Raw genomic sequence first — 14,557 nt, forward strand, 5'->3', positions numbered from 1 at the left:
CTTCCTTGCCCGCGCGCCGCTCATTCGTAAGTCCGGCTGGGGTCGAACAGCGTGTCCGGCAAGGCAATGCCGAAGGCCCTGATGCGGTCCAGGAACTTCGGCCGCACGCCGGTCGCCTTGAAGTGCCCCGCCACCGAACCGTCCGCGTTGATGCCGGTCTGATGGAACACGAAAATTTCCTGCATCGTGATGATGTCGCCTTCCATGCCGGTGATCTCGGACAGGCTCACGATCTTGCGCTTGCCGTCGGACAGTCGGGACACCTGCACCACCGCATTGATCGCCGAGGCGATCTGCTGGCGCATGGCCTTGGGCGGCATGGTCATGCCCGCCATGCCCAGCATGTTCTCCAGGCGCGTGAGCGCATCGCGCGGCGTGTTCGCGTGCACCGTGGCCATCGAGCCCTCGTGGCCGGTGTTCATCGCCTGCAGCATGTCGAAGGCCTCGCCGCCGCGCACCTCGCCCAGGATGATTCGGTCGGGGCGCATCCGCAGGCTGTTGCGAACCAGCGAACGCTGGGTGATCTCGCCCTTGCCCTCGATGTTGGGCGGGCGGGTCTCCAGACGAACCACGTGCGGCTGCTGCAATTGAAGCTCGGCCGCGTCTTCGATGGTCACGATCCGCTCGCGGGCCGGAATGTACGAAGACAGGATGTTCAGCAGCGTGGTCTTGCCCGAACCGGTACCACCCGATATCAGCACGTTCAGCTTGGCCTTGACCATGGCGCCCAGCAGCTCGGCGAGCTGCGGCGTCATGGACTTGAACTTGACCAGGTCGTCGACCTTCAGCGGCACCACCGCGAAGCGCCGGATCGACAGCAGCGGCCCGTCGATAGCCAGCGGGGGAATGATCGCGTTGACCCGCGAGCCGTCGGGCAGGCGCGCGTCGACCATGGGGCTGGATTCGTCGATGCGCCGGCCCACCCGCGACACGATCTTGTCGATGATCTTCAGCAGGTGCGCATCGTCGGCAAAGCGCACGTCGGTGCGCTCGAGCTGGCCGCGCCGCTCCACGTAAACGGTCTTGTAGGTGTTGACCAGGATGTCGGAGATCGTGGGGTCGGCCAGCAGCGACTCGAGCGGACCCAGGCCCATGACCTCGTTCTGCACATCGGCCACGATCTGCTTGCGCTCGTTGGCATTCAGCGCCAGGCCAGCCTCGCCGATCAACTTCTCGACCAGCAGCCGCAGTTCCTCGCGCAGGCGATCGGGCGGCAGCTTGCCCATCACGTCGAGGTCGATCCGGTCCAGCAACTGCCGGTGCAGGTCGCTGGCGATCTTGCGGTAGGCGCCGCCCGCGGCGTCGCCGGCCGCAGCCGGCCGCGTCACGCCGGCAGCGACCTGAACGTCCTGGAGGTTGTCGCGCAGGGAGGACATGCTTCGGATGCTCCTGGTGGGTCCTGTATCAACCGAACATGCCGCGCAACCAGCCGCCGCGGCGCCCCGTATCGGGCGCCAGCGTGGAGGCCATGTCGGCCAGGCTGCGCGCCACCGGGTCCCGGGGCGCATGCTTCGTCAGCGACAGGCCGTGATTGATCGAGTAGGCCACCGCCGCATAGCTGTTGGGCACCTGGATCTCGACCTTTGCGCCCAGCGTCTTCTCGATCTCGGTCACGCCGATCTCGTCGCTCTTCACGTAGCGGTTCAGCAGCACCTTGATCTTGTCGCGGTCGTAGCCGAGGCCCGTCAGCACGCCGATCAGGCGCTTGGCGTTGTGCAGGTAAGGCAGCGTGGACTGGATCACCACGTAGATCGTGTCGGCTTCGTCGAGCGCGCGCACGGTGACCTTGTCGAGCACCCGGCCCACGTCGACCAGCACGAAGTCGTAGCGCGTGCGGGCCAGACCGAAGATGCGCTCGACCGTTTCCGGTTTCACGTCGATGGCCCGCTCGGGCGTCTCGGGCGCCGCGAGCACGCAGTAGCCGGTCTGCGGATGCATCATGTTCGCTTCGAGGAACGCCGGGTCCAGGCGCCCGATCTCGCGCGCCACGTCGGCGATGCTGCGGGTGGCCCGCTGGTCGGACACGAAGAGCGACGCATCGCCGAACTGCAGGTTCAGGTCGAACAACGCCACCTTGCGCTCGCGCGAGGCCAGCGCAAAGCCCAGGTTGGTGGCGAGGAAGGTGGCGCCGCCGCCGCCCTTGGCCGAGAGGAAGGCGATGGTGCGCGCCTTGCGCGCCGGTCCGGCGGCCGTCGCGTGGCGATCGAGCTGTCGCTCGAAGGCCTTGGCGAGCGAGTCGGCCGGCGAGTTCGGCAACACGATCTCGCGGATGCCCGCACGCATCGCGCGCAGCAGGAACTCCGACGAATTGTCGTTGCAGACCAGGATCAGCGTGGTGCGCGGGTGGGAGGCCAGCGTCGCCTCGATCAGCGACAGCTCCGCATCGCCCACCATGGGCAGCTCGGCCACCGCCACGTCCACCTCGTCGCGCAGGATCGCGGCGCTGAGCTCGGCCGCGCCGCCGATCTGCGAAGCGATCTGCGTGGCCTCACCGCGCGGCGGCAATGCGCTCGACAGCATCGAGAGCATTTCGGTGGTGGGGGCGAGGAGGAGAACGCGTAGTGTCATCTTGCTCTACTTGTACGGGTCAATTGCAGACCGAATTCACGCTCGGTCCGCCGGACACCTCGGACAGCGATGTCGCCATGCTTTCCCGCGGCAGAGTCACCTTGAACGGAGGGATGGATACCTGGGGAAAAAATGGCGAGATCGGCTGTAAAGTGACTCCGCTGACGGTCACACTGACACCCGTGCAAACCGTCGCCGGATCACTGCCGTAGGGATCGCAACTATTTGACGGGAAGGACTCGAATGTCACGTTCGCCGGCTGCAGAGTCGGAACGAATGCCTGCATCTTCGCAACCAAGCTGGTCGACCAGGAGGCAGGACTGCACACTACCGCGAGCCGGGCGCCGAGTCGGGCAGCTTCGGAGGCTGCGTTTGCCGTGAAAAACCAGCGTCCCAGATCCGTTATGGCGATCAACAGGAAGAGAAAAATGATCGCGACGAGGGCGAACTCCACCACTGTCGCGCCAGTCTGTCGAGATGCATCGCCTTTGAACGTGGCTGGAACCGATCCCGGTCGCTTGATCTTCATGCGCCGAGCCTCACCATAGACGCCGCAATCGGATCGAAGGTCGTGACCGCGGGGACAAACGGCAACAAGAAGCTCCGATACTGGTAGTTCCGAAGTACGACAGCGACCATGTCGACCGAACCTTGGCCCGTAAGGACACTCTGCAACCCGGGCGAGTTCCCTTCCCATAACACATCGACTTGGGCGGCAGTCAGAGACTGTAGCCAAGGCGCCGGAGCAGGGTTGGTCGAGGGAGACGGAACAAAGCAAGTAGCGTAGGGATCAGCCGCTTTCACGATACAAATTGCTCGATCTCGGTTCGCTTGCAGTGAGGGGTCGACCGTAGACAGATAGCGGGTCGCCGCGCGCACATTCTTCACGAGCGAATCGTATTCGTACATGGCCCGCGCGAACTCTGCGATCCCGAAGGCGATCATCAGGAGGATTGGTAGAACCAGCGCGAACTCGACAGCCGCGACACCAGTTACTCGACCTCGTCGGTTCATCCTGACAATCACGCTACCCATGACTACTGCACCAGGACCGGCACCAACGGGCCGCTGCCGGTCGACCCACCCACCGCGCCCGCGCTTCGGCATGCTTCAATTTCGTCCGCACGGCCAAGGAACTCGATGGAAGCGTCCTTAGGCACCGAGATCGGGTGCACCAGGAGGACGCACGCGAAGGCGTTCTTGATCGACTTGGCGGTACCCGGCGTCGAAGTGCAATCGAACACCGGGACTGGAACAATCCTGCGGGTTCTACCGTGCTTCGCGTGATCGGTGGCCGTTTTTGCGTAGCCATTCAGCGAGTACTGAAATGCGGCGCGACTTGCCGACGTACCTTCGTAGTTCGGCTCTGTGGCCCCTCCTCTGGAGTTCTGATCCGTGCCGCGAAACGCATTGATTACCAGCTTGGGATCGGACTCCCAGCCATCGGGAGCCCAGTTATCGGCTGGTTTGTTTTCATTCGTCAGGTCCCGATAGCTATAGCCAGTGAAGTCGGGGGGAGAATCTGACTCGCTAGGCAAGCCAGCCCCCTTCTTGTAAACACCAAAGCGGGAGTTCCACTGAACCTCAACGCCTTGTTTTGCGCCAGGCTTCAACTCGTCCGACACTGGCCCGCAATACCCCTCGCCGCCAATCCACTCCTTCAGTTCGGCGGAGCCGTTCGCATTACCGTTCAGATCGAGCCATCCAAATCGACCACTTCCAAATTCGTTGCTCTTCTCGACTGCTCGCTGCCACTGACCAGCCGTAAGCCCCCACCGCTGTGCCGGGTCAGTGTTTCCGTCCAGATTGCACATGGCGACCGGGAAGATGCAGGACGGCCCGATTGACTCCTTCAACGTAGCCGTAGCTGTCGCACCAACGCTGGCGACGGTCGCCCCGCCCAATACGCGCATGAAGTAGACAGCGACGCCGTCCAGCGGGTAGGAGCATCGTGCATAGCGTGCCGTGTTGACGTCCGTCCAGGAGGGCCTGACGTCATCGAGACGGCTGCCGAACGCGAACTCGATCTTCTGCGGATCGAGGTTCGCATCCTGAAAGTTCACCTGATTGACGCTCTCACCCCGCCCCGTACCAGAAGACGAAGTCGCTCCGGGATCAACAGGCGCACGGCCGAAGGCTCTGGCTCGAGCGAGTGAATTGGCATCATTCATGCCCGGCCTCAGGCCCGACGCTGCGGCTAACGCGCAGGAATCCATCGCAGTTTGCAGCTCCGCCTTCACGACAAACAGCCGGCCGAGATCGACCGAGATGCCGAGGAAGCCGATCAGCACCGCGATCGTGATGCCGGTGATCACCGCCACCGATCCCCGCTGTGAGCGCCTCGCGGCGACTGCGCACTTCATTGCTGCCACTCCTGCGACTCGGCGTGAGCACCCGTAGCCGCGACCAGACTCACTGCCCAGACAGGCCACCACCGATGTCGAACACCTCGAAGCTCCTCGGCGGCGTGCGGAAGCTCTCCTGGTACCTATCGATCGCCGCCTTGCCCGACTCGCCGTCGATGCCGGTCACCGGGTCGCTGTTCTTGCCGGCGTCGGGGTTCAGGGTCTGCAGCGCCTGGGCCTGGCGCACCGCCTCGCCGAACTTTGCGTCGTAGCTGGGCGTGGCGGGAATCGCGCATCCGCCGAGCAGCGCCGCGAAGGCCGCGAGCACGGCAACTCCGGGAATCGTCCGTTTCATCGCTCGCACTCCCTTCACTTGAGCTGGAAGCCGCCGGTGCCGGCTGGCGTGGTCGGCCCTTCGTTCATCATTTGCTGTTGCTGGCGCTCGGTCGGCGGCACGTCGGGGTGGCCGCTGCCCTCGAGCTGGCCGTTGGTGAAGAACTCGGCGCGGCTGGGCGGCACGAAGTTGTCGGTGGGCAGCGTGAGCTGGCCGGCCGGCAAGGGCTTCACCAGGCGTGCGGTGACCACGAACATCAGCTCCGATCGGTCGGTCTGGAACTCGCTGCTGCGGAACAGCGCGCCGAGGATCGGTATCTCGCCCAACCCGGGGAAGCGGTTGACCGACTCGGTCACGTTGTTCTTGATCAGGCCCGCGATCGCGAAGCTCTGCCCGTCCATCAGCTGCACCGTGGTCTGGGCGCGGCGGGTGGTGAAGCTCGGCAGGATCGCGGTCTGCCCCCCCACCGTGGTGAAGGGCGAGCCGGTCTGCGAAAGCTCGGAGACCTCGGGCGCCACCCGCAGGTTGATGCGCCCGCCGTCCAGAACCGTGGGCGTGAACTTCAGGCCCACGCCGAACTCCTTTTCCTCGAGCGTGATCGTGGGGATGCCGGTGGCCACATTGGTGCGCGAGACCGGGATGAAGATCTTGCCGCCCGCCAGGAAGCTGGCCTCCTGGCCGCTGATCGACACGATGTTCGGCTCGGCCAGCACCCGCACCAGACCGTCACGCTTCTCGGCGTCGAGCTGGAAGCGGTTGCCGCTGCCGGTGGTCAGGCCGAGCACGCCGGCGGAATCGGTGAGGAAATTGCTCAGGATGCTGTAGCGCCAGTCGCCGCCCAGGCGGGAGGCGTCCATCCCCACGCCGAGCTTGTCGAGCAGCGTCTTGGAGATCTCGGCCACCTTGACCTCGAGCATGACCTGCTGGGGCTGGGCGATCCGCATCATGTTGACGATGCGCGGACCCTGCTGGGCGCCGCCCATGCCCTGTTGCCGGGACGGGGTGATCGCAAGCGCCTGCCCGGGCTGTGCCTGCGGATTGCCGGCGGTGATCGGCGCCTGCAGCCCCGTCGCGTAACTGCGCGCGAAGGCCTCGGCGATCGAGACGGCGTACTCGGCCTGCACGGCGCTGGACACCTCGCCTGCCAGCACGACCGAATCCGCCGCGGTCCGCACCACGATGCCTTTCTCGTTGGGCAACAGCTCGTGCAACCGGCCCTGGAGCGCCCCGGAATCGATGGCCACCGACACGTCGATGATCGTGGTGGGCCCGTTGCGGCTCCACATGATCACGTTGGTCGAGCCGTAGGTCTTGCCGAGCAGGTACAGCTCGCGCGGGCTGATCAAGGTGACGTCGGCCACCGTGGGGTTGCCCACCGAAATCCGCGAGATGGGCGCGGGCAGGCGCACCAGCGTGGACTTCCCGATGGTGAGGTTCATGGCCGGGCCGATCTCGGCCGGACCGGCCGTTTCGTACGGCACGGCCGCGTTGGCAACCGGGGCCGGCGCAGCTTTCTGTTGCGCAAGCGCAGGCGAGGCAAGCGCCGCAAGCAGCGAGAGCGTGAGGATCCTCGAACGCCGATTCATGTCGAACTCCCTTCTCGTTCTTCTTAGAACTGCGCGCTCGAGCGCTGCACGCCGCGGATCACTTCTACGGTCTCGGGCTGCTTCGGCGGCTGCCGCACGATGCGGGGCCGCGGCTTGGGCGCAGGCGCCGGCGCGGGTGCCACGGCAGCGACCGGCGGCTCCGGGGGCGGCGTCTGACCCAGCAACTCGCGCTTGGTGATCCCGTCGGTGGCGGCCGAATTGTTGTCGATCTGGTTTCGCAGCACCAGGGACAGGGTGCCCACGCTGCGCGCCAGGTCGAGGCGCTCGGCCTGCTCGGGCGAAACCTCGAGCGTGACCGCATTGACCACGCGCGGCTTGGTGTCGTCGCGGCTGGCTTCCTGCGCCACGGCCAGCACCAGGATGCGTTCCAGAACGATCTTGGAGATTGGCTTGTCCTTTTCGTCCTGCGTGTTGACCATCACGTCCACGTAGTTGCCGGGCAAGGCGAAACCGGCCACGCCGACGACCTCGTTCACCCGCACCGTGATGGCGCGCTTGCCTTCGGGAATGACTGCGGACAGGCCGCCGCGGGTCCCGATCGGCGCCAGCCGGCTTTCCAGGATGGGCTCACCCCGTTGCACGCTGGTGAGCAACACCCGGCCATCGAGTTCCGCGAGGTTGCGGAAGGCACCGGTGGGTACCGCGCCCGACGGCCAGGGCACCACCTCGAGCATCGTGGCGTTCAGCGCCGTGCCCAGGTTGACCTCGCGCGACGCGACGATCACCGACTCGGTTCCGGTGGCAGTCTGCTGCGAGAGCCATCGTGCCGCCAGGACGACTGCCGCAAGGCCGGCCACCAACGCCAGCACCAGCATGATCACCGCTCGTGAGCCCCTCATTTGTCCACCTCAGTCGTCCAGAGAACGGGCGCCGCCGAGATCTTCGTCAGGCGCGAAGTACAGGTCCCAAGCCCACCGCAGCGAATCCGGATCGAGCCTGGGCTGCTCGCCCAGGAAGGTCGCGCGGTCGCGCAGCTTGCTGATGACATCGTACGGAATGGTTGCATACAGAGGTAGGGAGTTTTCCGCATGAAGCACACGAATCAGGAAGTCGGCCGCGTACTCGTCGTAGGGAAGATCCGCCCTGGCACACGCCTGCCGGAAGACTTCCCGGTATCCGACCTCATCTAGCGCCCCGATGTGGATCTTGTAACCGAGCCGGCGGAGGAACGCAGGATCTCCGATGTCGGACGGCGACAGATTCGACGAGAAAACAACAGTCACGTCGAAGGGCACCTGGAACTTGGTGCCGGTGTGCAGCGCCATGTAATCCACGTGGCGGTCGAGCGGAACGATCCAGCGGTTGAGCAACTCGCGCACCGGAATGCGCTGCCTGCCCAGGTCGTCCAGGATCATCATCCCGTTGTTGGCCTTCATCTGGGGCGGGGCGATGTAGAAGCGCGAATGCGACTCGAACTGCAGGTCGAGCATGTCAACCGTGAGCTCGCCCCCGGTGACCACCACCGGCCGCCGCGTGCGCACCCAGCGACGATCGCCCACGGACAGGCGGTCGAGCTTGCTTGCCGCGGCGGGCTCCTCCAACAGGTGATGAACGATGGGGTCGAAAACCTGCACGATCTCGCCGTCCACATGCACCGCATGAGGCACGAACACCGCGCCGCGGGCGGTGCGCACCATGCGCTCGGCCAGGTAGGTCTTGCCGGTGCCGCTGGCGCCGTACATCAGGATGGACCGGCCCGAGTTCAGCGCCGCGCCCAGCCGCGAGACCAGCGACTCGGCCACCACCGCATCGCCCAGCGCGGCGCCGATCTGCTCGCGATCCACCCGCAGGCCCTTCACGCTCTGGCGCTCCACCTGGGCCAGGTAGTCGGCCAGGGACACCGGCGCCGGGCCCACGTAGCGGCACTTGTCGAAGGCCTCGCCGGCGCGCTGCCGACCCAGGTCGGTGAGCGCGTAGGACACGTCGGCATCGAAGCTGCCGCGGCGCGGCACCTCGACCACCTTCTCGATCCTCAGGAAATTCAGCGTCGGCTCGATGACCGAGAGCGCCACGCCCAGCCGCCAGGCCAGCTCGCCGGCCTTCAGCTCCCCTGCCCGCGCCAGATGGCGCAGAAGCAGCTCGATGAGCATCGGTTCTGGAAGATGCGCCTCGTCGAGCGTGCGCGGCGGCACCGGCGCGTGGCCGGTGGAAGTGTCTACAAGACCGTGATCCATCCTGCCCATTTGGCCACCAGGTAGAGGAGAGTTCCGGTTGCGATGGCCACGGCATAGGGCATGCGGTCAGCCGAATCGGTTCGGGGGTCGAAGGAGGGAGCGGGCATGCCGAGCGCGCGGCCGGCGTAGCCGGAGAAGATGAGCCGAAGATTGGCGAGCACAGCCGCGCTGGAACGGGTGGCCAGCATCCGAGCCGCGGCGAGCAGGCCGCCGGCCGCGAGCACGAACAGGGAGACGCCGATCAGTTGCGTCCAGGCATCGCCGCTGACGCCGAAGAACATGCCGACGACCGACATGAGCTTCACGTCGCCGGCGCCCATGATGCGAAGCAGGTAGAAGGGTATGAAGGCTGCCAGCATGGCCGAGCCGGCGAGGAGCGCGCCCGGGAGGCCGACACTGCCCGGCGACACCGGGTCGAAAGCCCAGGCTCCGGGCGCGGCAAGCACGTGCCATGCCAGTGCGACGCACCAGCTGGCCAGGATCAGATTGTTGGGAATTCGGCGGCAGCGAAGGTCGCTAGACACGGCGACCAGCAGTAACGAAAGAAGGAGGATCGCCGGGAACAGGGCCGCGAGCACATCGTTATCGGGCAGGGCCAAGGGGCAGTCCTCGTTCGCGCGCTAACTAGTTTCCAGCTGCCGCTGCGGCTTTTGCGACTTCGCCTGAGACGAAGTTGAAGAAATCGCTGACCGAGATTCCCAGCGACGTGACTGTACCCACGATCACCGCGGCAATTAGCGCCCCAAACAGGGCGTATTCGATCGACGTCACACCCCGCTGAGAATGGCAGCTACCGCCCCACGCCGAGCCGCGAAACATCTGCGAACCGAGTTCGCACACCGCAGGCTTCACTTTGCACATCTCTATACCCAGGCGGCCGAACAAAGCATAAGGAGGGCCGCCCGATGCCAACACTCCACCTGGCGACCCTTCCCATCGAGCTTTCAGTTCAGCGCGGTGTTGAGTGCGGTAGCGATCTTGTTGAATACAGCATTGAGGTTCGTGCCGACAGCGGTAACCGCCGTGATGATGACCACCGCAATCAGCGCTGCGATCAGGCCGTACTCGATCGCCGTAACGCCTTCTTCCTCCAGCCAGAAATTCTTGATGAACTGAGTCATGGTATCTCTCCGATTTCCAAAAAAATGTCGTCAGACCGGCCACCCCGCCGCCAGACCGGCAATCGGCCTTACGGCACCCCTACCAAGGCCGCCCGCATCCACGGTAGCCCTCCCTGCCGGTGGAGCCCGCCCCGGGAGTTTCCTTTCCCCCGTCGGGCGATCCCCTACCGAGCACGTGTCGACACATTAGCGAGCGCCGCACCGGCCGGCAATCCCTCGAAGGGGGGAATTTGGGCGAGTCTTTGCAGTATTTGGCGTCGCCGGAATTGACAGTGGCCGGATGGCGTGAAGGAGATCACGAACGGCGACCCAGAGTGTCTCGATCACGACCTCTGCCAACCATTTCCTAGAAACGTTGCCGCATCACAACATCAGTGCACCCGCCAGAGGCGCCAGCCCGCCTGGGTCGCGTCCAGCGTCAGGCAGGGCAGGCTTGCGCCCGTGAGCGTGTTCTCGATCAGGTGCGTGAAAGCCAGACCGTTCAACGTACCGCAGTCCAACCGGCCCTGACTGAGCCCCTGCACCAACTCCTGCACACGGGCCGAAGCCGCGCCGATCTCGAAGGCCGGCGCCACCTTCACTTTGCCGGGGTTGACGAAGAGCGTGCTGTAGGTCGCCTCGGAGAAGCCAGTCAGTACGACGCTTCCCTCGGGCAGATCGAACCTGGGCAGCATCTGGTAGCGAGGAATGCCATTGGAGAGCAGCGACAGCGAGACCGTCGCCATGGCCACGACGACCGACCGCCAGGGCGCCGACAGCGGAACTGCCGCCGTGCGCAGCGCCGACAACAGATGCAGCGCGAACAGCGGCGCCACAATGCCGCCATAGCGGGCCTGGTTGGATAGCAGAAAGTACAGCGCGAGCCAGAGCAAGCGGTTGTCGGCGGTCGCCCGAGTTGCGGCCCATGCGGAACCGAGCGCCAGCGCGAGCATCTGCGGCGCCAGCAGCACGTTGACGATGCTCATGTTCTCGGACACCGCCATGCCGGGAATGCGGTTGGCGACCTGGGCGAAGGTCCAGAGGGCCGCGTCGACGATCGCCCCGCCGGTCATCAAGCCCCATAGGGTGGCCCAGCCAGCCAGCAGAAAGGCCAGAACTCCCAGGCGGGCCCGCCAGGAGGCGGCGATCAGCAAGACCGCTGGGAAATAGAGCGGCGCCAGCCAATAGGCGCTGCCCGAGGCGAGGCCGGTTGCGAGCCAGGCGGCCAGACCAACCCGCCCGCTCACCAGCAGCCCGGCCAGCGCCCAGGTGGTCATGAAGATTTCGGGGCGCGCGAGCATCAACCGTCCCGCCATGATCTCGAGCACCAGCACGAGCGCCACGAGCGTAAGCACCGAGGCGGCCGGATGGCCGCCCAGCAGACGCCTTGCCGCCGCCACGAACACCCAGACGAAGGCGCCGAAGGCGAGCGCCTGCATCAGCCACATCGTGGGCGCCGGCCCCAGGGACCGCGCCAGACCGCCGACGAACCAGTCGAAGGCCGGGTACAGTTCCACCGGCGGCAGGGCTGTGTGGACGTACATGTCGGCATACCCGCCGGGCCAGAAGGCCGAGGCAATGTGGCGCAGGAGATCGTCGGACGCCGTGGGTGGAACCATAAGCATCTTGGCCACGAACACTCCCAGCGGCACCGCGAGCACGAACCAGCCATGGCGCTCGAAGAGACCATCCAGCGTGGCCAGGAAGCGCTCGTGATTGGCCCACACGAGCAGCAGGAACGGTAGCGCTCCGATTCCGGACCCGGTGGACACCGCCCCGGCGAGCAGCACCACGCCCAGCGCCATCGTGACGAGCACCACCACCCGCGAAACGGGGCTCGGCGAGTACATGTCGAAAAGCGAGCGCAGTCGCGCCAGCGGTGTCGGGCTCATGCGGATCTCCGTGAATTCCGGCAGCGACGGATTCTGCCCAGACGGGCAGCATCGGGCAAAATGAATTTCACACGCACCCGCCCATGACCACGATGCCCCTGCCGCTCGACGCCGTGCGCGCCATTGACCGCGAGGTCGCACCGCGCGTCGCGGTGCTCGTGCCCTGCCACAACGAGGCGCCCACGGTGGCGGCCGTGGTGGCGGACTTCCGCCGCGCCCTGCCTTCGGCCACGGTGTACGTTTACGACAACCGTTCCACCGACGACACCGCCCGCGTGGCGGCCGCGGCGGGCGCCGTGGTCCGGAAGGAACCCTGGGCGGGCAAGGGCAACGTAGTGCGGCGTATGTTCGCCGACGTCGATGCTGACGTCTACCTACTGGTCGACGGCGACGGCACCTACGCGCCGGGCGCGGCGCAGGGGATGATCGACCTGTTGCTGCGCGACGAGCTCGACATGGTCGTCGCCGCAAGGCGAAGCGTGTTCCTGGACGCACACCGGCGCGGGCACGCGTTCGGTAACCGACTCTTCAACGGCCTGTACAAGGCAGTTTTCGGCCCCGAGTTCCGGGACATCTTTTCCGGCTACCGGGCATTCTCTCGGCGATTCGTGAAATCGTTCCCGGCGATGTCGCGAGGCTTCGAGATCGAGACCGAGATGTCGGTCCACGCCAGCCAGCTCCGCCTGCCGGTGGCCGAGATCGAGGCAGAGTACGGCGCTCGCCCGGCCGGTTCGACCAGCAAGCTCAACACCTTCCGGGACGCTTTCCGCATCTCGCGGATGATGCTGCTGCTGTACAAGGACATCCGTCCCGCGCGCTTCTTCGGCTACGTGGCCACCGTGCTGGCGGGGGCGGCAGTCGGTCTGGGCCTGCCCCTGGTGGAAACCTTCCTCGAGACCGGGCTGGTGCCCCGGTTCCCGACGGCTATCCTCGTGACCGGGCTGCTGGTGCTCTCGGGTATCGCGGTGACCTGCGGCCTGATCCTGGACAGCGTGGCCCGAGGGCGGCTGGAGCAGAAGCGGCTTGCCTATCTTGCGCTGGGCACTCGCCGAGCGGACTGATGGCCGAGACGCGCTTCAGCTACTCGGGCAAGGACAACCTGGAAGCAATGCGCCTTGCCACGCGTTACAACGCGTTTCTCGTGGGGCTGATCGAGAGGCACGCGCTGCCCGACGATCGCATCCTCGACTTCGGAGCGGGTCTCGGTCTTTTTGCACAGGCGTTGCGCGACCGCGGGCATCGAGTGTCCTGTCTCGAAGCAGACGCAGACCTGAAAAATCGCCTGACCGAGCAAGATTTCGAGGCCGTACAGTTTCCATCCGAACTCGCTGACGACAGCGTCGATTACCTGTACTCCCTGAATGTGCTCGAGCACATCGATGACGATGTCGCCGCACTGACCGCGCTCATTCCCAAGTTGAGGGCAGGCGCCCGGCTCCTCGTCTACGTGCCGGCATTTCCAGTGCTTTTCAGTGCGATGGACCGCTTGGTTGGCCACCACCGACGCTATACGTCGGGCTCCTTGCGCGGACTGCTCGAGAAGGTCGGGCTGCAGGTCGAACGCATCGAGTACGCTGACAGTCTGGGATTTCCTGCGTCACTCGCGTACCGACTCCTTGGCGGGAGCGGTGTTCTCGACGCGTCATCCGTTGTCACTTATGACCGCTGGATGTTTCCGTTGAGCCGAAGGATCGATCGCCTAACACGGCGCTTCGTAGGGAAAAACGTGTTCGCGGTTGCCCGCAAGCCTTGATGCTCGAAAACGCCGAGAGCCTCAGCGTCCGAAGACCAACAGTCGGAAGCCCGCAAAACTCACGATCATCGAGATCGCCGTGGCTACGACTACGGCAAGCAACATGGACCCGAGCGGCTGGAAGAGGGCAAGAAACACTCCGAGATTCACGGCTGCGGCGGCCGCAGCCACGAGCAGGTAAGGCACGAATGTTGCGGCTGGCGCCCAACCGCCCCGGCGAAAGGTGAAACGCCCGTTCGCCAGCCAGGTGCCGACCATGGCCACGGCGATCGCCACCAGTCGTGCCAGCCAGGGAGGGCTGCCGAGCTCTACGAGCAGCAAGGTCGTGCCGACGTCGATCACGAAGCCGGTCAGGCCCACGCCCAGAAAGCGAGCGAGCTGCGAGACCAGGGAGCGGGTGGACATCTGCGCGGCGTTGGCGGGCTCAGCGCCAGGCGGCATCGAACTGACTGACGACGAGATCAGAATACGCACAACCAGCCCAAAGCGCCAACTGGAAGAACAACATGCAGGTCGTCCAGACCGCCGCCGACCCGCCGAACCAAGGCAGGATCTGCCGTGCCACGATCGGCTGCACCAGGAAGAGCAGGAAGGCCGAGAGCGCGATCGTGAAGGCGTAGACGGGCAAGCTGCGTCACCGGTGGCGGGATAGTCAGCGATTATTCCAATCCACCCGATGCGGCGTCACCCCCCTCCAGCAATTCCCGCACGCAATCCGTGAACACCTGCACCTTTGCCGAAAGAATTTTCTACGCGGGCAGCCGCTTCTTCGCCTTCAGGGCTC

At 65.4% G+C, this 14,557-nt stretch carries 17 protein-coding genes; 2 read left to right on the top strand and 15 right to left on the bottom strand.

Annotated features, from left to right (window positions below):
* Positions 1–20 precede the first annotated feature (20 nt).
* From FHP08_RS08255 to FHP08_RS08315, 13 genes are all read right to left on the bottom strand, one after another.
* A complete protein-coding gene (locus tag FHP08_RS08255) occupies positions 21–1,376 on the bottom strand; it encodes a CpaF family protein (RefSeq protein WP_147703972.1) in 1,356 nt (451 codons plus the stop codon).
* A gap of 28 nt (positions 1,377–1,404) precedes the next feature.
* Positions 1,405–2,568 (bottom strand): AAA family ATPase, encoded by a 1,164-nt coding sequence (locus tag FHP08_RS08260; protein WP_187272223.1) that lies wholly within the window; start codon positions 2,566–2,568, stop codon positions 1,405–1,407.
* Between the two features lie 19 nt (positions 2,569–2,587).
* Positions 2,588–3,097, bottom strand: coding sequence for a TadE/TadG family type IV pilus assembly protein (locus FHP08_RS08265; RefSeq protein WP_147703974.1), 510 nt, complete (start codon positions 3,095–3,097; stop codon positions 2,588–2,590).
* The gene (locus FHP08_RS08270) at positions 3,094–3,675 is read right to left on the bottom strand and encodes a TadE/TadG family type IV pilus assembly protein (protein ID WP_323808894.1); all 582 of its coding nucleotides are present in this window, start codon (positions 3,673–3,675) and stop codon (positions 3,094–3,096) included. Before FHP08_RS08270 ends, FHP08_RS08265 begins: the two co-directional genes overlap by 4 nt.
* Entirely contained in the window at positions 3,606–4,883 is a 1,278-nt protein-coding gene (locus tag FHP08_RS08275; RefSeq protein WP_187272224.1) for a pilus assembly protein TadG-related protein, read from the bottom strand. Before FHP08_RS08275 ends, FHP08_RS08270 begins: the two co-directional genes overlap by 70 nt.
* 97 nt (positions 4,884–4,980) lie before the next feature.
* Positions 4,981–5,268: a hypothetical protein gene (locus FHP08_RS08280; protein WP_147703977.1), complete on the bottom strand. Its 288-nt coding sequence runs from the start codon at positions 5,266–5,268 to the stop codon at positions 4,981–4,983.
* Positions 5,269–5,282: 14 nt separating this feature from the next.
* Entirely contained in the window at positions 5,283–6,833 is a 1,551-nt protein-coding gene (locus FHP08_RS08285; protein WP_147703978.1) for a type II and III secretion system protein family protein, read from the bottom strand.
* 23 nt (positions 6,834–6,856) lie between these two features.
* Positions 6,857–7,693, bottom strand: a complete 837-nt coding sequence (cpaB, locus tag FHP08_RS08290; protein ID WP_147703979.1) for a Flp pilus assembly protein CpaB — start codon at positions 7,691–7,693, stop codon at positions 6,857–6,859.
* Positions 7,694–7,702: 9 nt separating this feature from the next.
* Positions 7,703–9,028 (bottom strand): ATP-binding protein, encoded by a 1,326-nt coding sequence (locus FHP08_RS08295; protein ID WP_225879078.1) that lies wholly within the window; start codon positions 9,026–9,028, stop codon positions 7,703–7,705.
* Positions 9,010–9,627, bottom strand: coding sequence for an A24 family peptidase (locus tag FHP08_RS08300; protein ID WP_147703981.1), 618 nt, complete (start codon positions 9,625–9,627; stop codon positions 9,010–9,012). The genes FHP08_RS08295 and FHP08_RS08300 overlap by 19 nt, the downstream gene beginning before the upstream one ends.
* A gap of 25 nt (positions 9,628–9,652) precedes the next feature.
* Positions 9,653–9,889, bottom strand: coding sequence for a Flp family type IVb pilin (locus FHP08_RS08305; RefSeq protein ID WP_222707848.1), 237 nt, complete (start codon positions 9,887–9,889; stop codon positions 9,653–9,655).
* 83 nt (positions 9,890–9,972) lie between these two features.
* Positions 9,973–10,149: a Flp family type IVb pilin gene (locus tag FHP08_RS08310; protein ID WP_147703982.1), complete on the bottom strand. Its 177-nt coding sequence runs from the start codon at positions 10,147–10,149 to the stop codon at positions 9,973–9,975.
* A gap of 371 nt (positions 10,150–10,520) precedes the next feature.
* Positions 10,521–12,020, bottom strand: a complete 1,500-nt coding sequence (locus FHP08_RS08315) for a hypothetical protein (protein WP_147703983.1) — start codon at positions 12,018–12,020, stop codon at positions 10,521–10,523.
* A 92-nt stretch (positions 12,021–12,112) separates the two neighbouring features.
* Between FHP08_RS08315 and FHP08_RS08320 the strand changes: the two genes are divergently transcribed.
* The gene (locus FHP08_RS08320) at positions 12,113–13,081 is read left to right on the top strand and encodes a glycosyltransferase (protein WP_147703984.1); all 969 of its coding nucleotides are present in this window, start codon (positions 12,113–12,115) and stop codon (positions 13,079–13,081) included.
* Complete coding sequence (locus FHP08_RS08325) at positions 13,081–13,773, top strand: class I SAM-dependent methyltransferase (protein ID WP_147703985.1); 693 nt, start codon at positions 13,081–13,083, stop codon at positions 13,771–13,773. The genes FHP08_RS08320 and FHP08_RS08325 overlap by 1 nt, the downstream gene beginning before the upstream one ends.
* A gap of 21 nt (positions 13,774–13,794) precedes the next feature.
* Here FHP08_RS08325 and FHP08_RS08330 read toward each other — a convergent pair whose 3' ends face one another.
* A complete protein-coding gene (locus FHP08_RS08330; RefSeq protein ID WP_187272225.1) occupies positions 13,795–14,178 on the bottom strand; it encodes a GtrA family protein in 384 nt (127 codons plus the stop codon).
* A 19-nt stretch (positions 14,179–14,197) separates the two neighbouring features.
* Positions 14,198–14,401 (bottom strand): hypothetical protein, encoded by a 204-nt coding sequence (locus FHP08_RS08335; RefSeq protein WP_147703987.1) that lies wholly within the window; start codon positions 14,399–14,401, stop codon positions 14,198–14,200.
* Positions 14,402–14,557: the final 156 nt, after the last annotated feature.

This window comes from Zeimonas arvi (assembly GCF_008039575.1).
In the GTDB taxonomy this organism is placed as follows: domain Bacteria; phylum Pseudomonadota; class Gammaproteobacteria; order Burkholderiales; family Burkholderiaceae_E; genus Zeimonas; species Zeimonas arvi.

Bases quoted from the DNA above. Each gene is read 5' to 3' on its own strand.
- FHP08_RS08255 (WP_147703972.1), bottom strand. From the start codon at position 1,376: ATGTCCTCCCTGCGCGACAACCTCCAGGACGTTCAGGTCGCTGCCGGC.
- FHP08_RS08260 (WP_187272223.1), bottom strand. From the start codon at position 2,568: ATGACACTACGCGTTCTCCTCCTCGCCCCCACCACCGAAATGCTCTCG.
- FHP08_RS08265 (WP_147703974.1), bottom strand. From the start codon at position 3,097: ATGAAGATCAAGCGACCGGGATCGGTTCCAGCCACGTTCAAAGGCGAT.
- FHP08_RS08270 (WP_323808894.1), bottom strand. From the start codon at position 3,675: ATGCCGAAGCGCGGGCGCGGTGGGTGGGTCGACCGGCAGCGGCCCGTT.
- FHP08_RS08280 (WP_147703977.1), bottom strand. From the start codon at position 5,268: ATGAAACGGACGATTCCCGGAGTTGCCGTGCTCGCGGCCTTCGCGGCG.
- FHP08_RS08285 (WP_147703978.1), bottom strand. From the start codon at position 6,833: ATGAATCGGCGTTCGAGGATCCTCACGCTCTCGCTGCTTGCGGCGCTT.
- cpaB (WP_147703979.1), bottom strand. From the start codon at position 7,693: ATGAGGGGCTCACGAGCGGTGATCATGCTGGTGCTGGCGTTGGTGGCC.
- FHP08_RS08295 (WP_225879078.1), bottom strand. From the start codon at position 9,028: ATGGATCACGGTCTTGTAGACACTTCCACCGGCCACGCGCCGGTGCCG.
- FHP08_RS08305 (WP_222707848.1), bottom strand. From the start codon at position 9,889: ATGTGCAAAGTGAAGCCTGCGGTGTGCGAACTCGGTTCGCAGATGTTT.
- FHP08_RS08310 (WP_147703982.1), bottom strand. From the start codon at position 10,149: ATGACTCAGTTCATCAAGAATTTCTGGCTGGAGGAAGAAGGCGTTACG.
- FHP08_RS08315 (WP_147703983.1), bottom strand. From the start codon at position 12,020: ATGAGCCCGACACCGCTGGCGCGACTGCGCTCGCTTTTCGACATGTAC.
- FHP08_RS08320 (WP_147703984.1), top strand. From the start codon at position 12,113: ATGCCCCTGCCGCTCGACGCCGTGCGCGCCATTGACCGCGAGGTCGCA.
- FHP08_RS08325 (WP_147703985.1), top strand. From the start codon at position 13,081: ATGGCCGAGACGCGCTTCAGCTACTCGGGCAAGGACAACCTGGAAGCA.
- FHP08_RS08330 (WP_187272225.1), bottom strand. From the start codon at position 14,178: ATGTCCACCCGCTCCCTGGTCTCGCAGCTCGCTCGCTTTCTGGGCGTG.